Origin of the sequence: Lactobacillus sp. IBH004, assembly GCF_026185255.2 — a bacterium.
Lineage (GTDB): Bacteria > Bacillota > Bacilli > Lactobacillales > Lactobacillaceae > Lactobacillus > Lactobacillus melliventris.
The window spans coordinates 441,016-466,546 of sequence record NZ_CP110217.2 but is presented as its reverse complement, the minus strand read 5'-3'; the positions used below and the strand labels follow the sequence as shown (position 1 = coordinate 466,546).

Annotated in this window: 25 protein-coding genes and 3 tRNA genes; 2 read left to right on the top strand and 26 right to left on the bottom strand. The window is 36.4% G+C overall.

The genetic code is table 11. The features are described 5' to 3' along the window. Positions 1 to 30 precede the first annotated feature (30 nt). From alaS to LDX54_RS02205, 5 genes are all read right to left on the bottom strand, one after another. Positions 31 to 2,670: an alanine--tRNA ligase gene (gene alaS, locus LDX54_RS02225; RefSeq protein WP_265667000.1), complete on the bottom strand. Its 2,640-nt coding sequence runs from the start codon at positions 2,668 to 2,670 to the stop codon at positions 31 to 33. Between the two features lie 295 nt (positions 2,671 to 2,965). After that, complete coding sequence (gene nadE / locus LDX54_RS02220) at positions 2,966 to 3,796, bottom strand: ammonia-dependent NAD(+) synthetase (RefSeq protein WP_046324447.1); 831 nt, start codon at positions 3,794 to 3,796, stop codon at positions 2,966 to 2,968. After that, positions 3,793 to 5,271, bottom strand: a complete 1,479-nt coding sequence (locus LDX54_RS02215) for a nicotinate phosphoribosyltransferase (protein ID WP_265667001.1) — start codon at positions 5,269 to 5,271, stop codon at positions 3,793 to 3,795. The genes nadE and LDX54_RS02215 overlap by 4 nt, the downstream gene beginning before the upstream one ends. A gap of 77 nt (positions 5,272 to 5,348) precedes the next feature. Continuing rightward, positions 5,349 to 6,440, bottom strand: a complete 1,092-nt coding sequence (locus LDX54_RS02210; protein ID WP_174795218.1) for a glycosyltransferase — start codon at positions 6,438 to 6,440, stop codon at positions 5,349 to 5,351. A 2-nt stretch (positions 6,441 to 6,442) separates the two neighbouring features. Next, entirely contained in the window at positions 6,443 to 7,174 is a 732-nt protein-coding gene (locus LDX54_RS02205; protein WP_110445679.1) for a WecB/TagA/CpsF family glycosyltransferase, read from the bottom strand. Positions 7,175 to 7,298: 124 nt separating this feature from the next. Between LDX54_RS02205 and tagD the strand changes: the two genes are divergently transcribed. Continuing rightward, positions 7,299 to 7,685, top strand: a complete 387-nt coding sequence (gene tagD, locus LDX54_RS02200; protein WP_174795219.1) for a glycerol-3-phosphate cytidylyltransferase — start codon at positions 7,299 to 7,301, stop codon at positions 7,683 to 7,685. A 41-nt stretch (positions 7,686 to 7,726) separates the two neighbouring features. Here tagD and LDX54_RS02195 read toward each other — a convergent pair whose 3' ends face one another. From LDX54_RS02195 to LDX54_RS02100, 20 genes are all read right to left on the bottom strand, one after another. After that, positions 7,727 to 8,425: a GntR family transcriptional regulator gene (locus tag LDX54_RS02195; protein WP_110445677.1), complete on the bottom strand. Its 699-nt coding sequence runs from the start codon at positions 8,423 to 8,425 to the stop codon at positions 7,727 to 7,729. 85 nt (positions 8,426 to 8,510) lie between these two features. Continuing rightward, positions 8,511 to 9,623 carry a hypothetical protein gene (locus LDX54_RS02190; protein ID WP_046324441.1) on the bottom strand — a complete coding sequence of 371 codons (1,113 nt, stop codon included), beginning with the start codon at positions 9,621 to 9,623 and terminating at the stop codon, positions 8,511 to 8,513. A gap of 356 nt (positions 9,624 to 9,979) precedes the next feature. Beyond that, positions 9,980 to 10,051: transfer RNA gene (locus LDX54_RS02185), tRNA-Gln, on the bottom strand. A 7-nt stretch (positions 10,052 to 10,058) separates the two neighbouring features. Then, positions 10,059 to 10,140, bottom strand: a tRNA-Tyr gene (locus tag LDX54_RS02180). A gap of 62 nt (positions 10,141 to 10,202) precedes the next feature. Next, positions 10,203 to 11,384, bottom strand: a complete 1,182-nt coding sequence (locus LDX54_RS02175; RefSeq protein WP_046324440.1) for an aminotransferase class I/II-fold pyridoxal phosphate-dependent enzyme — start codon at positions 11,382 to 11,384, stop codon at positions 10,203 to 10,205. Between the two features lie 154 nt (positions 11,385 to 11,538). Continuing rightward, positions 11,539 to 12,177: a glycerophosphodiester phosphodiesterase family protein gene (locus LDX54_RS02170; RefSeq protein WP_232352257.1), complete on the bottom strand. Its 639-nt coding sequence runs from the start codon at positions 12,175 to 12,177 to the stop codon at positions 11,539 to 11,541. Positions 12,178 to 12,443: 266 nt separating this feature from the next. Continuing rightward, positions 12,444 to 12,515, bottom strand: a tRNA-Gln gene (locus tag LDX54_RS02165). Between the two features lie 90 nt (positions 12,516 to 12,605). Continuing rightward, complete coding sequence (locus LDX54_RS02160) at positions 12,606 to 13,121, bottom strand: GNAT family N-acetyltransferase (protein ID WP_174795222.1); 516 nt, start codon at positions 13,119 to 13,121, stop codon at positions 12,606 to 12,608. Positions 13,122 to 13,192: 71 nt separating this feature from the next. Next, complete coding sequence (locus LDX54_RS02155) at positions 13,193 to 14,251, bottom strand: SEC10/PgrA surface exclusion domain-containing protein (protein ID WP_046324437.1); 1,059 nt, start codon at positions 14,249 to 14,251, stop codon at positions 13,193 to 13,195. 120 nt (positions 14,252 to 14,371) lie between these two features. Further along, a complete protein-coding gene (locus LDX54_RS02150; RefSeq protein WP_046324436.1) occupies positions 14,372 to 15,193 on the bottom strand; it encodes a PTS system mannose/fructose/sorbose family transporter subunit IID in 822 nt (273 codons plus the stop codon). Further along, a complete protein-coding gene (locus tag LDX54_RS02145; RefSeq protein ID WP_265667002.1) occupies positions 15,177 to 15,965 on the bottom strand; it encodes a PTS sugar transporter subunit IIC in 789 nt (262 codons plus the stop codon). The genes LDX54_RS02150 and LDX54_RS02145 overlap by 17 nt, the downstream gene beginning before the upstream one ends. A gap of 5 nt (positions 15,966 to 15,970) precedes the next feature. After that, positions 15,971 to 16,447, bottom strand: coding sequence for a PTS sugar transporter subunit IIB (locus tag LDX54_RS02140; protein ID WP_046324434.1), 477 nt, complete (start codon positions 16,445 to 16,447; stop codon positions 15,971 to 15,973). An 11-nt stretch (positions 16,448 to 16,458) separates the two neighbouring features. After that, positions 16,459 to 17,163: a GntR family transcriptional regulator gene (locus LDX54_RS02135; RefSeq protein ID WP_265667003.1), complete on the bottom strand. Its 705-nt coding sequence runs from the start codon at positions 17,161 to 17,163 to the stop codon at positions 16,459 to 16,461. Between the two features lie 15 nt (positions 17,164 to 17,178). Then, the gene (locus LDX54_RS02130; RefSeq protein ID WP_046324430.1) at positions 17,179 to 18,156 is read right to left on the bottom strand and encodes an SIS domain-containing protein; all 978 of its coding nucleotides are present in this window, start codon (positions 18,154 to 18,156) and stop codon (positions 17,179 to 17,181) included. 93 nt (positions 18,157 to 18,249) lie between these two features. Beyond that, entirely contained in the window at positions 18,250 to 19,227 is a 978-nt protein-coding gene (locus LDX54_RS02125; protein ID WP_046324428.1) for an SIS domain-containing protein, read from the bottom strand. A 42-nt stretch (positions 19,228 to 19,269) separates the two neighbouring features. Then, on the bottom strand, positions 19,270 to 20,106 hold the full coding sequence (locus tag LDX54_RS02120; RefSeq protein WP_046324427.1) for a PTS system mannose/fructose/sorbose family transporter subunit IID: 837 nt from the start codon (positions 20,104 to 20,106) through the stop codon (positions 19,270 to 19,272). Between the two features lie 11 nt (positions 20,107 to 20,117). Next, positions 20,118 to 20,912, bottom strand: coding sequence for a PTS sugar transporter subunit IIC (locus LDX54_RS02115; protein WP_265667004.1), 795 nt, complete (start codon positions 20,910 to 20,912; stop codon positions 20,118 to 20,120). Positions 20,913 to 20,927: 15 nt separating this feature from the next. Beyond that, complete coding sequence (locus tag LDX54_RS02110; RefSeq protein ID WP_046324425.1) at positions 20,928 to 21,398, bottom strand: PTS sugar transporter subunit IIB; 471 nt, start codon at positions 21,396 to 21,398, stop codon at positions 20,928 to 20,930. Then, positions 21,395 to 21,817: a hypothetical protein gene (locus LDX54_RS02105; RefSeq protein WP_046324424.1), complete on the bottom strand. Its 423-nt coding sequence runs from the start codon at positions 21,815 to 21,817 to the stop codon at positions 21,395 to 21,397. The genes LDX54_RS02110 and LDX54_RS02105 overlap by 4 nt, the downstream gene beginning before the upstream one ends. A gap of 223 nt (positions 21,818 to 22,040) precedes the next feature. Beyond that, entirely contained in the window at positions 22,041 to 23,036 is a 996-nt protein-coding gene (locus LDX54_RS02100) for an SIS domain-containing protein (RefSeq protein ID WP_265667005.1), read from the bottom strand. A gap of 185 nt (positions 23,037 to 23,221) precedes the next feature. Between LDX54_RS02100 and LDX54_RS02095 the strand changes: the two genes are divergently transcribed. After that, complete coding sequence (locus tag LDX54_RS02095; RefSeq protein WP_265667006.1) at positions 23,222 to 23,944, top strand: GntR family transcriptional regulator; 723 nt, start codon at positions 23,222 to 23,224, stop codon at positions 23,942 to 23,944. An 88-nt stretch (positions 23,945 to 24,032) separates the two neighbouring features. Here the strand turns inward: LDX54_RS02095 and LDX54_RS02090 are convergent, their stop codons facing one another. Beyond that, positions 24,033 to 24,701 (bottom strand): hypothetical protein, encoded by a 669-nt coding sequence (locus tag LDX54_RS02090; protein ID WP_122025725.1) that lies wholly within the window; start codon positions 24,699 to 24,701, stop codon positions 24,033 to 24,035. Positions 24,702 to 25,531: the final 830 nt, after the last annotated feature.

The window sequence follows — 25,531 nt, the reverse complement described above, 5'->3', positions numbered from 1 at the left end:
TTACTTGAAAAACAGCACAAACTCAATTAATTATTTTTCGGAAATCATTGTAACCACTGTCTGAATAGCCTTTTCAAGGCCTTCAGGGTTTTTACCACCTGCTTGAGCCATGTTTGGTCGACCGCCACCGCCACCACCAAAGATTGGTGCGACTTGTTTAATTAGATCTCCTGCTTTAAGCCCCTTTGCCAAAGCTTTATCACCTAAGCTAATAATCATATTGGCCTTGCCATCACTGGCAGTTCCTAAAACGAGCACATCAGACTTCTGACCACTCTTCCAAGCATCAGCGAACTCACGCAAATCATTCATGCCACCGGCATCAACTTCTTGGGCAATAATGGACAAATCACCTGCTTGTTTTACATCATTAAAAATTGAATTTGCTTTACTCTGATTAATTTGCAAGTTTAAATCTTCAACCTGCTTTTGACTATCATGTAATTCCTGTTCAAGGGAATCAACCTTATCAATAATATCTTCGGGCTTGGTCGATTTTACTTCCGCTTGAATATCATCCAGGAGTTCAGATCTGTTAGCCAGATATTCGTAGGCCTTTTTAGAAACAACTGCTTCAATTCTTCTCATTCCAGCACCAATGGCAGATTCAGAAATGATTTTAAAAATACCTATTTGGTTAGTATTGGCGCAATGAGTACCACCACAGAATTCAATAGAAAAATCTTGCATTTGGACAACTCTAACTTTATCACCATATTTGCCATCAAATAAAGCCAAAGCTCCCATTTTTCTACCAGTATCAGGATCGGTAATAGTAGTTTTGACATCAATTGCTGCCCAAATCTTTTGATTTACCAAATTTTCAACTGACTTAATTTCCTTGGCAGTCATTGGTTCAAGTGCAGTAAAGTCAAAGCGCAAATAATCAGGCTCCACCAAACTGCCGGCTTGATGCGTATGTTCACCCAGAACGCTTCTCAAAGCCGCATGCAACAAGTGTGTAGCTGTATGTGAGTGGCGCAGGCCTTCGCGGCGAACTCTGTCAATTTTTAAAGTATAGTCTTCACCCTTTTTCAGAGGCAAAATCACATCGACAAAGTGCATATTTTGATCATTCGGAGCGTGTTGTACATCCGTTACCTGAGCAACCAGTTCACCTTCTTGATTATAGATATTACCGTGATCTGCTACCTGGCCACCACGTTCACCGTAAAAAGGAGTCCGGTCAAAGATTAAAACCGCATTATCACCATCTGCTCTATCAACTAATTGGTCATTGACTATAATATCAATTAATTTAGCATGTTTTTCTTCATAAACACCATATTCAAACTCTGATTTATCCTTTAAGTTCATCAAAGTTTCATCCTGCGCACCCATTGATTGCAGATTACCCCGAGCTTTACGCGCACGCTCTTTTTGGGCCTTCATTTCAGCATCAAAGCCCTTTTGATCAACCTTTAAGCCTGCATCTTGTGCAGTTTCAAAAGTCAATTCATAAGGAAAGCCATAAGTATCAAACAACTTGAACGCATCTTTACCGGTAATTGTTTTATCTTCAGAGTTTTGGGCCTTGGCAATTAAGTCATCAAGTAAAGTTAACCCAGATTCAAGAGTTAGCTGGAATCTTTCTTCTTCATTTTTAATTACTTTGGCAATAAAGTCCTTTTGGTCTGTAACCTCTGGGTAATGACTTTCCATAATTTTACCGACCACTGGGACAAGTTGGTAAAGAAAAGCACCCTTAATCCCTAAACGTTGACCATTTAAATCAGCGCGCCGAATCAAGCGCCGTAAAACATATCCTCTACCTGTATTTGATGGCAACGCTCCATCCGCAATGGCAAAACAGACAGTCCGTACATGATCAGCAATAATCTTAAAGGCTGTTGTATCCGCCTTGTTTGTGCCGTATTTTTTAGCAGCAGTCATTTTTTCAGTTTCATGAATAATTGGCAAGAAGAGGTCAGTTTCAAAGTTAGTTGGTGCGTCTTGTAAAATAGACAAAACACGCTCTAGGCCCATACCAGTATCAATATTCTTGTGTGGCTGATCTACATATTTGCCATTTGCCAAATGATTATATTGTGAAAAGACTATATTCCAAATTTCCAAGTAACGGGCATTTTCACCGCCAGGGAAGTTTTCAGGATCATCTTCTGCCACATCGTTATTTTCTTGACCACGATCATAGAAAATTTCAGAGTCAGGACCACAAGGACCTTCACCAATATCCCAGAAATTTTCTTCCAGTTTAACAATATGGTCTTCAGGCATACCAACTTCCAGCCAAATTTTATGTGCTTCTGTATCTTTAGGATAAACCGTACAGTAAAGTTTTTCTTTATCTAAATCGAGCCAGTCAGGACTGGTCAAAAATTCCCAAGCCCAGGTAATCGCTTCTTTTTTGAAATAATCGCCAACTGAAAAGTTACCCAGCATTTCAAAAAAGGTCTGGTGTCTGGCAGTTTTACCAACATTTTCAATATCATTAGTTCTAATGGACTTTTGTGAACTGGTGATCCGGTGATTCTTGGGCACTACTGAGCCGTCAAAATACTTTTTCATCGTTGCCACACCGGAATTGATCCACAGCAATGTTGGATCATCTTGCGGAATCAATGATTGACTGGGCAATACCATGTGGCCGTGCTGCTTGAAGAAATCCAAAAACATCTGTCTAAATTCTGAACTTGTCAGTTTCTTCATCAAATATATCTCCCTTTTTGCCAAAATAAAAACACCGTTGCTTATCTTAAGGACGCCTTTAAACGCGGTACCACCTCAATTGCAACAGTGTTTGTTACCTCTTAATTATTTTATTTATTTGAACTGTAAGGAGCATCTTTTAAGTAACAGTAAGCCATTTTCACCAGGCGGCTCTCTCTTTGAACTGTTATTCTTAAAAAACATATCTTAAGTTAACAGTAATTGTACTACTTGCACAGTTTTTGTCAATAACAGGCCTATTAAGGTAAAATTTAAACTCAAAATGCCCTAGTCCTTATTTACGATAAAAATCATCAAAAACGGTTACGGGCAAATGCCGTTTGTGTTCACTCTTACGCCATAAAGATTCGATTTTTTCAGCGGCTTCTTCAGAAACTTCGTGCCCTTCTAAATAGTCATCAACATCCCTGTAGCTGACGCCGAGTGCAACTTCATCAGGTAAGCCAGGCTTATTTTCTTCCAAGTCTGCTGTGGGCGCTTTGTGATACAAATGCTCCGGACAATTTAAAAACTTGAGCATCTGTTTTCCTTGGCGCTTGTCTAAACGAAAGAGCGGAGTTAAATCTGCCGCACCATCACCATATTTGGTATAAAAGCCGCTGAAGTTTTCAGCTGCGTGATCCGTCCCCACAACTGCACCATTATGGGCACCAGCAATAGCATACTGCACCACCATGCGCTCGCGCGCCTTAATATTGCCCTTATTAAAATCGGTAATCTCCTGCCCAGCTTCATTTAGAGTAGAAACTAAGGCATCAACAGCCGGTTTAATATTAACTACCAAGTCTTGATCCGGTCTTTGAAAAGCCACAGCATCTGCCGCATCTTGTGCATCAGCTTGAACTCCATAAGGCAAGCGCACTGCAATAAATTGGTATGAATTATCGCCAGTTTCACTCCTCATTTCCGAAATTGCCATTTGACATAGTTTTCCTGCTAACGTAGAGTCTTGTCCACCAGAAATACCCAATACATAAGACTTTAAGAAGGTATTTGCTTTGAGATAATCTTTTAAAAAATCAACTGAACGTCTAATTTCTTTTTGCGGATCAATTTGAGGCAAAACATGCTCATATTTTATAATTTCTTTTTGTAAGGGTCTCATTGTGCAGTATCTCCTTTATTGATTTTGGTGCGAATATCCTGAATAATAGTCATTTTACTGTCATATAAATCTTGAGAAAGATCAACAGGATATTCCTGGGGGTTCAAGCTGCGCTTGTATTCATCCCATAGTCCGTCCAGATTGGCTGCACAAAAGTTCTTAATATCTATTAGTTTGGGCTTTTGGTATGTTAATTGGCCTTTAACAAAAATATCTTTTAAAAGTGGTTCTGCAGTGTAATCAGTCACCACTTTATTGATATAAGAATATTGCGGATGAAACATGTACAATGAATCAAATTTACGCGGATCTACGCCGGCCCGTGCAATCCAGTCACCTTCATTTTTCTTAGCAGTATTAGCTGAGATACGCCAGACTTGTTTTTTACCTGGAGTTGATACCTTTTCTACATTCGAAGAAATTTTTAAAGTGTCACGCATATGGTGCTGATCATCTTCAATTGAAACTAATTTATAAACAGCTCCTAAAGCAGGCTGGTCGTAAGCCGTAATATATTTAGTCCCTATCCCCCAAACATCAATTTTTGCTCCTTGCATCTTTAAACTCGTAATCGTAGTTTCATCCAAATCATTTGAAGCAAAAATTTTAGCATCAGTATAACCAGCATTATCCAGTTCCCGGCGTACTTGCTTTGAAATATAGGCCATGTCGCCCGAATCAATACGCACGCCTTGAAAGTTAATTTTGTCTCCCATTTCGTCAGCAACCCGAATTGCGTTTGGTACGCCGCTTCTAACTGTATCGTATGTATCTACCAGAAAGACGCAGTCTTTATGCGTTTCTGCATAGGCCTTAAATGCTTCATATTCGCTGCCAAAGGCTTCTACTAAGGAATGGGCATGTGTGCCAGAAACTGGGATACCAAATAATTTGCCTGCCCGAACATTACTGGTGGAATCAAAGCCACCAATATAAGCAGCACGAGTGCCCCAAATAGCTGCATCTGCTTCCTGTGCACGCCTGGTACCAAATTCCATCACTCCGTCACCTTGAACGGCCAGCTTGACGCGCGCCGCTTTAGTAGCCAGTAAAGTCTGGTAATTAATAATATTTAAGATAGTTGTCTCAACCAATTGGCATTGCGCAAGTGGACCCTCAACTTGCAATAAGGGTTCGTTGGCAAAAGCAATTTCTCCTTCAGGCATCGATCGTACAGTAAGCTGCAATTTCAAATGACGCAAATAATCAATAAAATCGTCATCATAGCTAATTTCTTCTTTTAAATATTTTAAGTCACTTTCTTTAAATTTCAGGTTTTGTAAATATAAAATGACGTGTTCTAAGCCTGCATATACGGAATAGCCATTGCCAAAAGGCTCTTTCCGATAGTAAACTTCAAAAACAGCATTGCGTTCAGAAATACCTTTTTTAAAGTAGGTATACATCATATTAATTTCATACAAATCTGTATGAAGGGTTAATGAATCGTCTTCATCCAATTCTTGGTAAAACATTCTGTCCTCTTAACTAAATCCACTAATATTTTTGTTTTATTATAAACATTTGTGGCCTTTTTAACAAACTTACCAATTTAAACGATATCATCGTATACCCGTAAAATACTACTTAATTGCTCGTGTAACGAAAAATGCCGCTCAACATAATTTTTCTCAAGCTGCGCCATTTCTCTAAGTTGAGTTTTAGGCGTGTTCACAGCTTGCTTTAAAGCTGAACAAATTGAATCTATCTCACCGACTTTGGCAACAAAACCATGTTCTTTATCTGGTATCATCATGCTAATATCACCAACGGCAGTTGACAAAAGTGGCAACAAATTATCGCTTGCTTCCAGCAACACTAGAGGAAAGCTCTCAGAATAAGATGTCAGAACAGCCAAATCCATTCTGCGATAAAGATTTTTTAACTGTTTATGTGTCATGAAACCTTGAAAAGTTACTTGTGGACCCAAGTTTAATTTTTGCGTCAGGTCCTTTAGTGATCTTAATTGAGAACCGTCTCCGGCAATAAACAAATGAACATTAGCATTATTTAATTGTTTTAGAGCCTGCAGTAACAAGTCTTGGCCCTTAACTTTTTCAGCCCTGGCTACGTTTACAATATTAAAGTTGGGGTGCTCATATTTAGCAGGGATTTGACTGTCTGCATGAAAAAAAGTACCGTTGTAAATCACGTGAACTTTTTCCCGCTTGATTTTAGCTTTTTTAACTAACAAATCAGCAAATCTTTTAGTAACAGCAAAAACGCAATCCGCTTTGCGAATGGCCTGAATGTTTAATTTGGTAAAAATTTTCCCTGTGAAGCCGCGATCAGCAAAATCAAGATAAGGATTAGAATGAACAGTTACGCACCATTTAGCGGTAATTTTGTGCCTAATTAAAGAGACAAATAAGTTAGCCCGCGCACCATGCGTGTGGACAATACTAAAGCCAGCATTATTAATAAAATGAGCCAGCTTATTTAAGCCGGCCAAGTCATAGCGACTATTGATGCCCAAAACTTGCACTTTTAATTTTGCAGTCCGTGCAGCTTGGGCAACAGGGCCGTCAGCTAAACATAATAATGTAAAATCCTGCTCTTCATTTTTTGCTTGTTTCAGCAAATTAATAATATGAGTTAAGCCACCACCATTTTCAAGCCCGGCATTAACATGCAAAACCTTCATAATTAGATTTTTTCCTTTTTTGACTGATAAACTTCATGCACAAAATGAGGCAAAATCGTCATTCGCTTTAAGCGTGAGGGGTTTTTAAGCAGACGGTAAAGCCATTCTAAATGGACATTCTGCCAAGTTTGAGGAGCACGTTTTACTTTACCTGAAAAGACATCAAAGCTGCCTCCTACTCCCATCATTAAAGCTGGCAGGAGATTTCTCCGGAGAATGGATAAAAGTTGTTCTTGACGGGGTGAACCCAAGGCGGCAAAAACTAAATCCGGTTCTGTCCGTTCAATTTGGTAAGCAATTAGTTCCAGATCTTCTTTAAAGTAACCATTTTCAGCTCCTACTAGCTGTATATCAGAATATTCTCGTGCAATCTTAGCCTGAATCGTATGCATCACTTCCGAGCGAGCGCCAATTAAATAAACTCTGAGGCCCCGATCATTTGCCAGCTTCATTAGCCAAGTAAATAAATCATAACCGGTTACCCGTTCTTTAAGTGGCTGACCTAAAATATGACTTGCTTTGACAATGCCTATACCGTCAGCAGTAATATAGTCAGCATCATAAGTCAGGATCTTCATAAATTCAGGGTTTTCATTTGCTGACATGACAATTTCAGGATTGGCAGTAACAATAAAAGTTGATTGGTGGGTATTAATTCTGCCAATAAATTCATTTTGAAATTGATTAAAACTTTTATTATCGAAATTTACACCTAAAACATTTACCTTAGCCATAGCTATATCTCCTAATCCGCAATTTACCTTATTTTACCAAAATAACAACCAGTTCAGAATACGCTTTACCTTTTCTATAAATATGATACTATTAACTCGTCAAAATGATAGGAGTACGGGAACTATGAAAAAAATAATCACTTATGGCACATTTGATTTATTGCATTACGGTCATGTTCGTTTACTAAAAAGGGCTCGTGAACTAGGCGATTACCTCATTGTTGGATTGTCTACTGATGAATTTAACCAGTTGCAAAAGCACAAGGAGTCCTATAACAATTACGCCGAACGTAAATATATTCTTGAAGCAATCCGCTACGTAGACCAAGTTATCCCAGAAAAAGGGTGGGAACAAAAAGTTAGCGACATCCAAAAATATGATATTGATACTTTTGTTATGGGTAATGACTGGCAAGGCAAGTTTGACTTTTTAAAGCCATACTGCCAAGTAGTTTATTTGCCACGCACACCAGGAATTTCCACCACTAAAATCAAAGATGATTTAAAATAAAAAAGCTCTGAACTAACTAAACATAGTTAATTCGGAGTTTTTTATTTGGCAAAGGTAAATTCAAAGCGATCCGCAACATAGTTTGCCCTTGTATATTCAAATGGCATGCCATTTGATAATTCAGTTACCTGCAAGCGCGTGATTAACGCTTCACCTTTTTTGGCATCAAGAAGTCTAGCTGAGTTTTCATTTGCAACGGCTGCAGAAATATATTCTGTTACACGTCCTACTTTATAACCATTTTTTTCCAAAGTTTGGTATAAATGTGAAGAAATATCAGCTTTCGACATATTTTTAACCAGGCTTTGTGGAATAGAAACGACTTCATAACAAATTGGAACATCATCTGCATAACGAATACGTTCCATCCGTAGAACTTCCTGTTTGTCATCCAAATTAAGCCGCTCCATCTCTGATAAGGAAGGCTTACCAAAGCGATAGGATATTAGCTTACTTGAAGGTGTTTGCCCATTTGCATGGGTTATATCAGTAAAAGACATAACACCCGACATTTTTTCCTGCACCTTTTGATTGGCAACATAAGTACCACTACCAACCCGCTGCTCTAAAATGCCTTCATCTTCTAAAGTTTTAATTGCTTGACGCAAAGTCATCCGCGAGACGCCAAATTTTTGAGCTAATTGTCTTTCCGCTGGAATTTTACTACCAACTTTATAGTCATGATTTTCAATTTCACGTTTGATTTGATTATGAATTTTGATGTACATTGGTTCTTCCATAAATATACCCCCATTACACATCTTATTATAATCTAAATTGGTCTACTTCGTATGATATGTTACAAATTATAATAAAGCAAGCTATTTATTTTTTAGTGGTCCATTTCATGCCCCATAAACGAAATTCTGCATTTTGTCCGCACTCCACCATAATTGAATCATCACTTGTTGCGATGACGCTAGCATGCAAATGAGCCTGATTTTCGACAGCTAAAGTAGCACCGTTAGAATTGAAAATCAGATCATGACCCTCAAATTCTGCCTGATCACTAAGAACCAAAAAATACTCATATTCATTTCCGCCATTAAAAGTTGCCCGTCTAGAATTGCAATTAACTTTATTTTGAAAATCGGCATGATTAACGATAACAGAATTATTCAGGGTGATTTGGGCTTCTCCGGTGGCAATCAAGCGGTCGATTCTACTATTTTGGATAATCACATGCGGCTCTTTTTCAAAATAAATACCGCCTTTAAACTCACTGCCAATAATATTAATCCAAGTTTTATCCGTGATGAACATTGCAGTATCTTCTTGTGACAAAAGCATACTGTTAAGCATGTTTAGCCATGCTTGTCCCTGAATAAGCAGTGCATTCACAACAGTATTATTAATATCTAATTCCACATTTGACTTGCTAAAAGTATCAATACTGCCATGAATACGTGAATTATTAATAACAGCGGTGCCATGCCCTTCAAGCGCTAAGGCGCCAATGTCTTTCACAGTATTTTTAATAGTTGAGTCATTCATCTCTAAGCGAAAATTCGAATCAGCAAATAATGACACAGAACCATTCATAACCACTGTTGAGAATAATTCCAAGGTGACTTTGCCATTGGCAGCAATAACTGCTGTATCACCACCAAAGCCTTTGACGATACAGTTGCGCAATGACAAAAAAGTATTAGCTTCGGCCGGAACGAACAAACTATTCGCATCAGTTACCGTGTTGATGCACAAATTCTCTAAATTAACAAACTGGCTGCCGGCATCAATATTGATAAAGCCTAATATTGTTGTGTCTTCTGGAAGATTACCTGTTCCCTTAATAGTAATATCAGATAAGAAAATTCCTGCGGGTAACTCATAAAATCCCGGCTCCAGAAGCAAAACATCATCTGCACGTAAATCATTTAAGGCATTGTGCCAGCTAATTTCTTTACCTCCAGCACCAACGCGCACAAGTCTTGACATATATTTCCCTTCTTAATAAAAGTTAGCTCTTACTATTGTACTATCATTGAAATGAAAATAGGTAAACTTTAACAACCAAATTCTTAAGATTTAAAAAATCATTTGCAATATTTTAAGATAAAACGCGGAATTATCGTTAATTATTTGAGGTCAAGATAAATACCAGTTTAAACAGTAAAAATTGAGGGGTAATTCATTTGGCTGGCACGAAGCTAGAGCTTTCACTAAAATTTATGGCAGTTAACATGGATAAATAATTTCAGAAATAGAAGTCCCGTAACATTTATTGAAAACAGATATGCAAATAACAATTCTGAGCCGACAAAAAAGACGACTCACAAGAGCCGTCTTTTTTATTGGGTTAGCTGGATTCGAACCAGCGCATACTAGTACCAAAAACTAGTGCCTTACCGCTTGGCTATAACCCAATAATGATGGAGGAGGGTGGATTCGAACCGCCGAACTCAGAGAGAGCGGTTTTACAGACCGCCGCGTTTAGCCACTTCGCTACTCCTCCGTCACGCACGTTAATTATAATACCGAAAAACGTGCGCGATTGCAAGCAAAATTTGCCTAAAATTACTTCTTATTTTCTTTAACGAACTTTTCTAGTCGTTGAAGCCCCTTTTCAATTTGATCCATTGAAACAGCATAGGAGAATCTAATATAACCTTCTCCACCTTCACTAAAGCTGGATCCGGCAGAAACCGCTACGTGTGCCTTGTCAACCAGCTCATAAATGAATTTATTATCATCTTGCTCAAAACCATCTGGTATTTTAGCAAAAATGTAGAATGCACCTTGGGGTTTAGCACATTCAAAACCTATTTTGGTCAATCCGGCATACAAAGTGTCTCGCCGTTTTTGGAATTCTTCTTTCATTGGCAAAGAATCATCCATGCCGTTTTTAAAAGCTTCTTCAGCTGCATCTTGCATAGGAGTTGGTTCAGTAGTCGTTATTGCTTGGTGAATTTTCGCAATTTGTTGCAAAATATCTTTTGGCGCACAGACAATACCAATCCGGTAACCGGTCATGGCCCATGACTTGGAAACGCCGTTCATTAAAATTACTTGGTCATGCAATGATTTTTCCATTGACGCATGAGGTTGGTCATAGTTCAATTCACTATAGATTTCATCACATAGTGCAAAAATTGGTTTATCGCGAATAACATCCGCCAAAGCATCCAATTCATCTTGACTATACATTACCCCTGTTGGATTAGTAGGATAATTCAATACCAGCATGCGAACCCGGTCACCATATTTGTCAATTACCTTTTGCAATTTTGCAGGAGTCAATTTGAAACCATCATTTGATGTGTTTACTTTAACTATTTCAATGCCTTCATTAATTAAACCTGCATCACTCATATAAAGTGGGAACAATGGAGTAGGAACAACCATAATATCGCCAGGATTCAGAGTTGCCATAACTGAATCAAAAATTGACTCAGTAACACCATTTGTAACCAAAACCTCAGTTTCGGGATCATAATTTTGACCATATTTTTTACTTAAAAATTGACTTGCCGCTTTGCGCAAACCAATTGTTCCGTTTGAAGGAGCATAGTGAGAATGATTCTCATCAATTCCCCTTTTGGCTGCTTCCTTTACGTGATCCGGTGTATTAAAATCAGGCTCACCTAGAGTAAATTTCACAACATCCGGAATTTTACTGGCATAATCCGCAAATTTTAAAATTGGATTAGAAGGGGATTCAGCCAGACCTTTTCGTACATATTTAATTAAATCTGCCATATTTTCACCTAACTTTCTTTTTAGTTATAAAAATTATACCTTTTAAAAAATTATTTTTCTACAATATTTTTTTAATTTCAAACTAATTTAGCAAAAAAGGCCTGCTAACTAGACGAGTTAAGGCCTTTCTAAAAATATTGGTTTAGATATTCAGCTATCCTTTTCCCTGTATTTGATCTCGTAATTTAATCATTAAAGGATAATTATTAGTAAAAATTCCCGCAACATGCTCTTGAAAATACTTCTTAGCTATTTGCGGGTCATCAACCGTCCAAATTCGCTCGGTAACTGCCTCGCGCGTTGGAAGCAATTTACCTGGATGGATACCAGCAAAATGATTATCTTTGACCAGCTTAGCTGAATTAACTACTTCTTCATCCGTTAAGTAACAATAAATTTGATTAGGATCAATTTCTTGACAGTTCTTCAGAGTGACATAGTCAAAGGATGAATAAATAATAGGATGCATAAAATGATATAGATAAGCCAAACTTAAAACGGTTTTTTCAATACCATGATAGTGAATGATTCCGGTTTTAAATTCCAAATTTATTTGAATATCTTTATTTTCAAGAAGCTCAAATAATTCCTGCAAAGTGGGTACGGGTTCACCGTTTGATAAATGTAATTTTCTCAGCCTTTTAAGGGTGAAGTCCTTGATATAACCGGTGCCATCTGTTGTACGGTCAACTTTTTCATCATGCATAACTACGGGGACACCATCTTGGGTCAAGTGAACATCAAATTCAACGCCTTCAGCACCATTTGCAACAGCATTACGAAAGCCTTCCATAGAATTCTCTGCAAATTTAGCAGGATAGCCTCTATGTCCAAATACTATTGTCTTACTTTTACTGCTATTCATATTTTTGTATTAGTTAAACCTCATCAAAAAGATAAACATTACAAACAAAACATAATGAGTATAATAAACCCATTTAACTATTTTTTAAATATGAAAGACTAAAAAAGTAAAGAAATTTTGCAATGAATTTTGGGCAAAAAAGACAGGTCCTTTACAGACCTGCCATTTTTCGGGTTGGGTGTTCGTAAGAACAATTGGGTTAGCTGGATTCGAACCAGCGCATACTAGTACCAAAAACTAGTGCCTTACCGCTTGGCTATAACCCAATACCATTTGAGCTTTTACTTGATTGCTCAACATTAAATAGTATAGGAAATTGTGTCTTGCAAGTCAAGTACAAAATAACTTTTTTCCCGCTATAAATTTAATTCATAGGCATTTCTAGCGCCATTTTCAGTTTGGTCAACCTGAACAATCCCCCGGTATTCAAAGCCTAAACCTTTAATTAAGCCCTGCATCCGCTTATTGACTGCGTGGGTATCAATACGAAAATTACGAATGCCAAGCATGAGCCCGCGAGAGATTAAATTGGACATCATAAATTGGCTGAGGTGTTGCCCGCGAAATTTGGAACTAATGGCAATTCGGTGAATTGTGGCATATTGCTCCTTGTTATTAGACCAGGCTCCAGCTATTTCAGCATAGTTAGGATCCGGTGTTGTCAGCAAGACCGCGACACCAGCTATTTCCTTATTCGCTACGAGACAGTATGCGCGCTTAAGATTTATATCTTCTGTCAGCATTTCACGACTGGGCGTGCCATTCTGCCATTGGGGATTACCGTCTTTTTTTAGCAACGCTTTTGCTTCATCAATAATGGTCATGATCTGATCAAGATCTTCTTTTTCAGCCATCCGAATATAAATTAACATTTTTCTTACCCTACTTAAAAATATATAGAAATAATTGTAAAACAAAAGCAGCCCAATTACTAGGCTGTTTTTTACGGTTTAAAACCTTTATTATACTTTTTACTGTTAACTACATAGGTGGGAACGCTAATAAAATGCAGAGAACAAACATTGTCATTATGGGAAATACTGAAGCCGTAATAGTTGTAATCTCCATCGTGAAGCGACCCTTGTGTATTAAACAAATCTCCAGCATGCTCCCATTCTTGATAGTAGCTTCTGTTAGATCGTTCCTCTTCTCCACTGCCAACATAACCAAATATCATTTGTTTTAAGCCAAAATAAACGCTTTTCTTTAATTCGGTCATAGACATTGTCTGACTAATATTATAAAAGCCGGCCATATCTTCGACAAAATTATCATCAAGATTAAGGCCATTAGCATGGCAAGCACGAACAATACCCGGAACATAGTGACTATCTTTAATAGTCTTATTATTCTTACTATATTCCAAGGCAATATCAGCTGCTAACTTACCGGTTCCATTACTTTCAACCCAAGGTGACAAATTTAGGTCACTCCTAGCTTCATTAATAAGACGAAGTGAAAAAGCAGTTAGATCGCTAATTTGCTTAGGTGTAAGCTGATTTAAGTCAACTTGAGTCAGATCATCAGCTTTACTTTCAGACACTTTAAGGCGGCTGAAATCATTAGCTTTCATCCCTCGCATTGAAGCATTGACAAAATTCTTAGTAGGTTTGCCTTGATAAGCGAGCAGCAATTCGCTTTTAGTATAACCTTTTGGTAATTTCATTTTTGCCTGAGTATATACTCTGGGGAAACTTTTCTTAACAACTTTAACATCCTTAGCTAAAATCCAATGAGAATTGTTACCGATTTTATAAGCAGGTCTTTTTTTCTTACCAATTTTTTTCTTCGCACTATATGGATAGCTATATTTAGCTTTTGCATAAAAATTAGAATGCTTTCCAGATATTTTATATAGGCGAACTTTCTTCTTCTTTTTAACTTTAACATAGCCCTTAATAGTGGCTGCTGCTACTTGTTCAGTCCCGCCTAGAGTTAATCCTGGAATGGTAAATAAAAAAATAATATTAACTACGGCAATAGCAAATTTGCTTTTCTTCATATTCTTCCTCGAGAGTTACTCTTAAATTGGCTCTTTATGGTACAAACTCAATTCTAAACTTATTATGAAAAATTGCCAATTAAATTATTTTTTCAATTAAGAAACAGTCTGTAATATTTATTATATTGACAAGAAATGAAGCCAAGTTCCTAAAATACTAAAAGCCACAATTGATACTAAAATCCATACTACCTTTACCTTCTTTTTCAACATAGCAAAAATGATAAAAGTAGCCAATAATGGCAACATATTAGGCATAATAGTATTTAATATGCTTGTTAAAGACTGGGCATTCTTACCAATACCTATTTTAAGAGGTGTATTAACAACAACAAGGCTAGGGACCATAGAACCAATTACAAACATCCCTAAAATCGAAGCTTTTTCTGAAATATTTTGAATAATATTAGTATCACTAAGTTTATTTAAAAAACTTGATCCCTGTTTATAACCAATTTTCAAACCAAAATAGCGAATTAATGTAGCCGGAATATTGTAAGCAAGTAAAAATAGAATAGGTCCCAGAATATTTCCAGCCTGACACAGTGAAATTGCAAGTCCAGTACAAATAATTCTCCAAGTAGACAGAAACAGCGAGTCCCCAACCGCAGACAGGGGTCCCATCAAACTTATTTTAATGTTATTAATTAAGTCGGGTGAAAAATCAGCTGAAGAAGCATTTTTCTCCTCCATTGCTATCGAAGTCCCTAAAACAAGGGGTGCAAAAATGTTGGTAATGTTAAAAAATTGCATATGTCTTTCTAAAGCAATTTCCATCTGCTTTTTATCACCTTGATAAATTGACTTTAGAGCAGGTACCATTGCGTAACAATATCCCGTACCCATTTGTCTGGTGTATTCCCAAGAGGCACCCATGGTAAAAGTCCGCCAAAACGTCTTATGTAGGACTTTATTCATTTTGTTATTAGAACTCATCGACATTGTCATCATCTCCTATCTGACTGTTAGCCATATTGGGTTGATATTTTTTTTCGTAAAAATACATGATTGCAATGACTGATGCGCCAAACAAAGCAACACCAATTATTGGTACTTTAAGATAAGTTGTTAACAAAAAGCCAATAACAAAGAAAGGAATTATTTCTTTACGTAATATTTGTTCCAATAACATTGCAAAACCAAAAGCAGGTAAAATACCACTGGCAACGACTAACCCATCTTGAACGAACTGCGGAATAGCAGCAACTATTTCTTTAGAAAAACTATTACCAAAATAGAAGGCTAACATAATTAATATTACTGAGGGAACAAAATTAATTATGGTTCCACCCCAAAATGACATTCTACTTAATTTGTCTGGCTCCCCAGCTTTGGCATAATCATCACATTTTTTGACGTACCAAGGACAAACGGCAACATAAGCAAAGTTTTGCACTAATAAAACCAACATAGAAAGAGGCAAACCAAAAGCCAATGCCGCCGAAGTGCCTTTCCCAGTTGAAATAGCAAAAACGGTCCCTAAGACTCCAGCGGAGACCATATCCTGCGGCACAGATGCTCCAACTTCCACTACTCCAATATAAGCTAATTCTAAAGCCGCACCTATTTTAATACCGGTAGATAAGTCCCCTAATACTAGTCCGGTTAAAGGTCCCATGACGATAGGCCTGGCCACCATACCGCGTCCAGTCAGAAAGTACTCACCATAACCAAATAGTGCGACTATTCCAATTAGAATTGTTTTTAAAAACATGAGCACTATTCCTTTCTAAAATTTACGACTTTTTTTGCTTCTGAAGGAACCTGTTGAATGAATATTTCCATTCCCTTTTCTTGTAGCTTTCGTAAATCTTTTCTATCTTGTGGCGTAACGCCAACAGCAGCAGACAATGATTCTGCTTCAGCAGACGGGCTGGTACCGCCTAGATTTAATTCTTTGATATTGACCGTTAATTTCTGCAATAGCCGATAAGCATCATGTATACTGGCGACAACTACAAAAACATGATATTTATCTGTAACCCCGCTGTTAATCGAGTTTGCACTTTTAGCAATTGATTGAATTACTAATTTTGCGCCTGCCGGCTTGGCAAGCTTCATTACGTTTTTTCTTAATTGATCACCAGCAACTTCATCATTTGCAATTAAAATACAATTAGCTCCAGTAGCACCGTACCATGCTTGTGCTACTTGACCATGAAGTAAGCGGTGATCTACTCTAAAAAAATTAATCACTTTTTCTTTCCTCATATGTGAAATTCATACCTGTCGGAAATTATATAGTGTTTTCCGGCGTGTACTATATTGTTATTTTCATCTTCAACGCACACTTGTAGTAACAACAAAGGAAAACCAACAGATTTTTTTAAGACTCTAGCTTCGCTGAGACTCGCTAAAGCAACACTAATAACCATATCACGTGATTTTAATTCTTTAATATGATATTGCCTGCGTAAAATTTGGTATAGAGATTTACTTAGATCGGTTTTCTCCAGCCCAGTAAATCGTGGTAAAGGAAAATAATTGCGTTCAAGCATTACAGGTTCATCTTCAACTGCATATACCCGTTCAACATAGAGAGCAACTTTGGTTTTCAAAGTAGTTTTCAAATTTTCAGGTGTTTCAACCTTTTTAATTTTAATTACTTTTGCATTAGCTTTAAAACCAGCCTTTGCAGCTGTTTGTGAAAAGCTTTCAGCTGAAGCAGAACTAATAATCCTTTTTACCTTGCGTGGCTTGCGGACAAATGTACCCACACCGTGGATTTTTTCAATTAAGCCATCTTCAGCCAGGCCAGCAATAGCTTTGCGTAATGTCACGCGACTAACATTAAATTGCTTACTTAATTCAAATTCGTTTGGCAATTTACTATTTGTCGGATACTCGCCTGTAATAATTTTTTGCTTGATTTTTTCCATTACTTGAGAATATAAAGAACCTGTTGCTGCCAAGTGTCATCACTATCCTTAATATTTAACTTTGCCCATGTACCTTCTAACATCCAATGAATGATTATGTACATCAGCTAATTTTGATCTATATTCACAAAGAATAGTATAGAACAAAATTGGATTAAAGTACTCTGAAACCTTGTCATCTATCATGTCCAAGCCAAGCTCTTTAGCGTCAACAATTTCTATTTTTTCTGCATATTTCTCTAAGAAAGTTTGTGCTCTTTCATCAAGAGCTCGAGTTCTTCCTAAACTCTTAATTAGAATATAAGGGGTGTTCTTATCTGTGACTTCAAATGGACCATGGAAGTATTCTCCAGAATGAATTGCTGAAGCATTTAACCATTGCATTTCCATCAAAGAACAGATAGCAAAACCATATGCGTGACCAAAAGAAGGACCACTACCCAATACGTAAAACATTTCCTCATCTTTATACTTTTGGGCAAAAGCTTTTGTCCGTGGTTGAACTTGATCAATAGCATTAGCAACAACTGTATCTATTTTCTTAAAGCCGTCCTCAAATTGATCGACATAAGGGTAGTCTTCAATTCCATGTAATAATTTTGCGGTGGCGTGCAGCGTTATTGCCATCGGATTATTGACTACTTCAGCTTCGTTACCCCATTCATAAATTATTTTAGCGTCAGAATAAGTAAGCAAATCTGCCTGTTTATTAAACGTCAAGCCAATAGTAAAAGCTCCATGCTCTTGTGCAACCTTAGCTGCTTCGACTGTTTCGGGTGTGTTGCCACTGTGTGAGCAAACGAACACGATCGAATCTTTACCTAATTTTGCTGGAGTTACATGTACAAATTCGTTTGCAGTATACCAGCCTGTAGTTACTTTCTTCGCTTCCGCTTCCAGAAAATATTTTGAAACATATAAATCAACTAACGAACCACCACAAGCTGTAAAATAAATACTATTTATTTTTCCCTGATTATGATTTAAGGCATCTTTAACAACTTTGTTTACAGTATTGCTATCCATATTTTTGAACTCCTAAATTATGTTAAATTTTAATATGACTATTTAATATAAAAGGATTCTACTTTCATAGAATCCTTTTAAAACTCTTTTCTATTAATAAGTAAGTTTCCACATATAACGACGCTTGGTTAGTGGATGCTTTCTAGCCTTAGCAAGCTCTTCAGCATAAACACGCATTACACCAGTATGAATCATTGGGTTAAAGTAATCAATTACATTTTCACCAGCAACTTCATTAAGACCATAATCCTTAGCATCAATATTTGTTACTTGTGCATCAAATCTTTGTAAGAATGTCAAAGCACGGGCATCAAGATGACGAGTGCTACCATCATTCATGAATAATAGATACGGTGCATCCTTTTCGGTAAGTTCAAATGGGCCATGGAAATATTCACCGGAATGAACTGTTGGAGCAGCAATCCATTGCATTTCCATAAACAAAAATGATGCTGTTGAATATGCAACACCAAGTGATGCACCACTGCTTAGTACAAAAATTTTCTTTTCATCTTTGTACTTTTCACCAAATTCTTTTGCTGATGGACCAACTGATTTTACTGCATTTTCAATCAAATCAGGCATGCCGTTGAAAGCTGCAACAGCTTCATCGTAAAACTGATAACCCTCAAACTGCTTAACAATTTCAATAGCAAATGCTAAGCAATATGACATTTTTTCAGTTTTAGCAGCATAATTTTCGTGGAAGCCATGAATAACTTTATATTCTGTTTCTTTAATAATAGGTGAATCATCTGCCATTGATAAAGTAATTAAGTGAGTACCTAATTCTCTAGCCTTTTTAGTTGCAGCTACTGATTCAGGAGTTGTACCTCCAAGAGAAGCAGTTATTACAATAGTATGTTCTCCCACTCCTTTTGGCGTATCATAGTTAAATTCATTTGCAGTATGAATTGAGGAAAGCAGTTTAGTACTTTCATGCGAAACGAAGTAATAGCCTGGATACAAGTCAGCCATTGAAGCACCACAGCCAACAAACATTACACGATCAATATCAGGTTGTTTTTCCTTAATATCACTTACAATAGATTTAACTTTTTCAAAATCCATAATTTATATAATCTCCTTATTATTATAAAAAATTACTAACAACTAATTAAAAATACCTAATACGCTAAGTAGAATACCGCCAAAAATGCAGATGACCATAATCCAAGCAGTATTAACCTTCTTTTTGATTAGGTAAAACATACCTAAGGTGAATGCAAGAGATAACATTTGTGGGAAAATTGAATCTAATGTCTTTTGTAAAACAAAAGTTTTACCAAATTTAATTGGTGTCGTTATCCCAATCATTGTTGCCACCATTGCTCCAATAACCATTAGCCCGATTACGTTCATCAAAGACATGATTCTGTTAATGGTACCGTTACTAATAAGACGCTGAATATTCTTTTTACCTTGCAGATAACCCCATTTACCGCCCCAATAAGTAACAATAACTGAAGGGATGATGGAAATAATCATTGCCAAAATTGGCCCAAATATGTTTCCCTGTTGAGCCATGTTGATTCCCAGACCAAAGGCAATAATTTTAATTGTTCCCTGGAAGAAGGAATCACCAATACCTGATAAAGGACCCATTAATGAAGTTTTCACACCGTTAATTGAATCAGGATCGAATGTATCTGGATTGGCTGCATATTCTTCTTCCATTGCAGAAGATAATCCCAGAACAAACGAGGTTAACTGTGGTGTACAGTTGAAGAAGGCCATATGACGATGATATGCCTCTTTTTTCTTCTGGAGTTTTTCAGGTGTATCCGGCTTTTCGCCATAAATTTCATCTATTGTTGGTGCCATCCCATACATGAAACCCATATTCATTTGACTTTCATAGTTCCAAGATGTCTGAATAGCCCACGATCTCCAGAAGAATTGCCAAAATCTATGACGTAGCTGTTTATCTGTATGCTTTTGTTCGGTCATAATTTGTCCTCCTATAATTCTTCCAAATCATCTAGGTCGTCACTATCTGATGAATTTGATCCAGAACTATTATTGCCGTTATTAGTCATAAATTTGTTAAGAATAATAGCGAAAATAACTGCAAAAATAGCTACACTAATAACTGTCATCTTACCGTATGCAGCAATAAAGAATCCTAGGAACAAATAAACTGCATTCTTTTTATCGATCATAGTTGACATCAAAAGTGCAAATCCATATGCTGGTAAAATCTTACTTGCCAAAGTTAAACCATTAGTTAGCCAATCTGGAATCATCTTAACAAAACTGGTAACAACGTTTGTACCTAAGAAAATTGCCAAAAATACTGGAACAAAATATAACAAGCCATAAATAATTGGTCCATATACTATGTGGTAGCTTCGCGCTTTTCTGAATTTGCCTGCATCAATTGCATTTTCAACTAACTGATTAAAAGATGAAAACAGCATTCTGATAACTATGGCTACCAGTTGCCCCAAAACGGCTACTGGCAAAGCTACAGTTAACGCAGCTTGTGCACTGGTATGTGACAAAATAGCAAAAGCTGAAGCTACGACTGACCCCAAAACCATATCTGGGGGAACGGCAGCACCTACTTGAACTATTCCCATTGAAACTAGCTCTAGTGTCGCACCAACCAGCAATCCCTTCGAAACATCTCCCAGTACTAAGCCAACAAGTGTACTCACTATTAATGGCTGCTCAAAGTTTTCACGCCCAAGCAATCTTGAGTCGAACATGGCGAATACACCAACCAAGCCGACTACTAATGCTTTCCAAAACATTTTTTACCTCCCTTTCTAAATAATATTATTTAGAAGTTCTTTATTAGCTGAAGGAACTTGTTGCATGCTGATCTTAATACCCTTATCACACATTTCTTTAGTAAGCTTAACTTCTTCTGGAGTTAAATAAATGGCATTACTAAAGCGTTTTGCATTTGGTTTAGATGGAATTAAGCCGTAATTAATTTCATCTACAGATCCATATGCAGCAATAAATTTACTCAATTCCGCTACGTTTTCAAAAAGCAACATAATATTATCTTTTAGTGCCTTAATCTGGTCAATTTTACTAATTGCTTTATCGACGCTAAAAACGTTTAGACGAACATCTTCTGGCTTAGCCAGTTTCAAGGACATTTTCTTAAAATCATCATTTGCTGTAGCTGTATCAATTACAATTACTCTTTCGATATTCGCAAACTTGGTCCATGAAAAAATGACTTGTCCGTGCAATAATCGGTGATCAACTCTAATTACTTTTATCATAATAAATCTCCTTCATCGTCATCCTCAGTCATTAACTTATTTATCGACAAAACTCCTTTCTGTCCTTCATTAATAGCCTCTTCAATACTCTCTTGGGTTAGGCCGGAATCTGCTGTAGTAACTAAAGTTATAACCAAAGGCAGATTCATGCCTGTTAACACCGTCAAATTTTGATGATCCTTTAACAGTTGGGTCATCTCATTATTAACTGAGCCACCTAAAACATCAGTAATGATTACTGCTTTCTGATCACCAACCTTATCAAGCGAATTCTTAATATCACCAATAAAGCTATCATCACTCGTACCATTTTTATAGGCTTCATACGCTTCAAGATTATCCTGATTACCAGCGATCATTTCAACAGTATTTTTCATTCCCTTGGCAAGCTTGCCATGGCTAACTAAAATTATTTTCACTAAACTTCACCCCTAATCCAAACACTTACTAGCATATTAACAAGATGTATTAACATGTATACCTGATATAATAATATAAAAATCTGATCACGTAAATGCTTTCTTCAAAAATAATTAAATTTTATTTTAAAAATTATTTTTTTAAAACGTTTTCGTTAAATTTGTTATTAAAAAATAATGACACAAGCTTCAAGCACCTATAATCATTTCACGTCTAAAATGATTATTTATAATCTTCTTTCCACATGTACCTACGAGTTTCATAGCTTTCGTGGGTAGCATAAGAAAGTTCCCTCATATAAACATTATTTAGAATAGATGAAAAAATCGGGTGATTAAAATACGGAGAAACTTCGGGCTTGATATCATCTAAACCTATTTCCTTACCGTCTAATACATATAATTTTTTGCCGCCAAACCGTTGTTCAAATTTAAGAGCACGCTCATCTTCAGGCCTGGTTTTGCCTGTGGCCAATAGCTGAAAAATTGACTTGCTTTTATCTGTAACTTCAAAAGGACCATTAAAAAATTCATAACTATGAATAGTTGGTGAATTCAGTTGCAGCATTTCTTCTATATTGCAAATTGAGAAAACGTAAGCTGCACCATACGCTGGACCACTGGCAATAACATAAATAGTTTTTTGATCTTTATTTAGCTTTGCCCATTCTTTTGCCAAAGGAGTAGTGTAATCAACTGCCTTACGATAAATAGGATCAAGTAAATCAAAAGTCTTCATCGCTGTTTCAAAATCATCATAGCCTTCAACTTCTTGGAGCAAATTCATTGCTATGCATAACCCAATACTGCCATTTACACGCTCAAGCCTGCTTTCATCTAAAGCTAAGCTTTCATATTTTATTTTAAAATCACAAACTTTTACCAAGTCGGATTCATCAACATACAGAGCTATAGTGGTTGCACCATGTTCTTTAGCAACTTTAGCAGAATCAATCGTCTCACTGGTTCCTCTCATAGAACATAAAACTACTAATGAATTTTGGTCTAAATTCTTTGGCGGAGCATAAACAAATTCCCCACTAGTATACATACTGGAAAATAGCTTTTTTGATTCTTGATGTAAGAAATAGTTAGCGCCATAAAAGCCACCGAACGAACCACCGGCGCCTATCCAAATTACTTGCTTAATACCTCCTTCTTGTTCCATTTTGTTAACAGCTTTTTTGACAGTCTGTTTAACTTCATCTTGTATCTTCATTTTTACTCTCCTGTATTTAAAAATGATACATGTATCTTCATTTACAAATTATAAAGCGCTTTATTTATAAAGTAAAGGGAATATTAAAAATACCAGTATCTTTATTTGGTACAAAATAGATACTGGTGCTTAATCAATCAGCTTTTGTTATAATACAAATAATAATATTCAAGAAAGAAAAAAACATGTTAAAAAAATCAGAAAATCATATGCCATTATATATTGACCTGGCAAAGATCGTAAAAAACAGAATTGCAGAAAATAAATATCAAATAGGCACAAAAATACCTTCTGAAATGGAGCTGCAAAAAGAGTTTTCTGTCAGTCGTACCACTGTTCGAAAAGCTCTTAAAGTATTAAGTGATGAGAATTATTTAATTAAGCTTCCTGGCAAGGGAACTTTTGTGTCCGACAAAAGAAACGAAATTGAAACTCAGAATCAAAAGTTTTCTAGCTTGACAGACAGTGCTGCAAAAACGGGTAAAAAAATCTCCAATCGTTTAATTAGTATCAAGAGTATTACTGGTGATGATGAGCAAAATACATTTCTGCAAACTAATGCCCAACAACAAATTATTGAAATTAAACGTTTGCGGTATATCGATGATATTCCTTTCTGTCTTGAATGGATTTGGCTGGCTCCTAAATATAGTGCTATTAAAGATGAAGATCTTGATATGCCACTGTACAAGATTTTACGAAAGAAATTTCACATTAATCCTGGAAAAGGAAAGAAGACTTTTAAAATTGCATTCGCTAATAGAGAAGAATCCTTGTTACTTAATGTTGACGAAAAAACACCATTAATGCGGATTAAAGATCTAGTTTATGATGATCATAATTTTCCGTTACATATTACTCAAGAAATTATCCGCAGCGATAAGTTTACCTATGCAGTTAACCATTAATTTTCAAATCAAAAAAGCAGATACTAGTGTTTTCTACTAGTGTCTGCTTACTTTTATAAATATTCTGTTTTAACTTTAGACTAACTAATTAGTACCAACCATTAGCAAGCCAGAATTGTTTAGCTGCTGCCCATGAGCCATAGCGACCAGCAACATAGTTGTCAGCAACACGCTCTTGATTAGCGGCTGAATAGTCGCCGTTAAGATATGCGGCAGAAAGTTGGTATTTACCAATGTACTGACCATTTTGCGCACTGTATGAGCCACCAGATTCACGACTGGCAATCCATGCCTTTGCTCCTGCTTCTGAGTCAGTTGAAGCAGTAGTGTAATTTAAATTAGTAGCGTAAGTTGACTCAGTGTTATTTGCAACCGTACTGTTTTCAGTCTGACTGCTGGTTACCGCTGTATTTTGAGATTCATTTGCCGGATGATAGCCTTTATTGACGTATTTGGCCTTAACCCATTGGTTCTTGCCTAAGTCGTACCACTTGTGACCCTTTTTGTCATAAGCAGTCTTAATGACTTTCCAAGAAGAATTACTTGGTAAAATTTGACCAGTAGCCTTAGGGTGTTTATAACTGTTCCAAACATGAATTGAATTACCATCAACATAGTTAACAGTTACAACTGCTGCATCATTTTCAACGGTAGCTGCTTGAACGTCGCTAGTTGCAACGCTGCCTATAACTGCAACTCCAGAAGCAGATAATGCTGCTACTGCTGCTGATTTAACTAAAATAGATTTTACCTTCAAAAAAATTCTCTCCTTAAATAAAAATCCATAATATGTTTTTCAAATCAAAAATAGTAAACTAATAATCAATTTGATGTTATATATACTACAACTGTAAAATTGCAGAATGATAACAGGAATATCACTCAACCTTTAAGAATTAGTTACCATTTTTATGAAAAATGTCATAGTTGTAACACAAAGTTAACTGTTATTTAATTTGACAAACAGCCATAATAGCAAGGTAAAATGCAATGTTGTAAGTAGCAAGAACATGCGTTTGTTCACTTAGATTTAAGCGAATATAGATTATTTTTGCAACATAAATGAAAAACAATAGCCAGTTTTGAATATTTTTGTTGCAAAAGTGCTATAGTTAATTTAATATTCAGCTGAAAGGAAAAGAAAAATGAGTAAATATGAAGTTAAATTAGATGAAAATGATTTACAGATGCTTGAGGATTGTCATTCAAAAAATCCTTCAATTATGAAGGCATTGAATGCAGCTAAAAAGATTGAAGATTAAAAGTTAATACGACTAGAAAGCAGATATGTCCTGCTCCCAAGTTTGAGGAATATTTTGGGACTAAATTGTCTATGCAAGATAAAATTGAACTTGTTAGTCATAGAAGATTTTCATTAGCTATATTTTGGCGATATCACATTATCAAATCTATTCCAGCAGCAAGCACTTTTGTAAGATAGCGCAATTATAACTTTAAACAAAAAGAGACTGGGAAAAAAACTCTAACCTAACTAAAAAGGCCGACAAATCACGTCAATAAAACGTTGATTTGTCGGTCTTTTTAAATTGTGAAATTTTTTAATTTAACTTCAAAGAGCACTTTTTT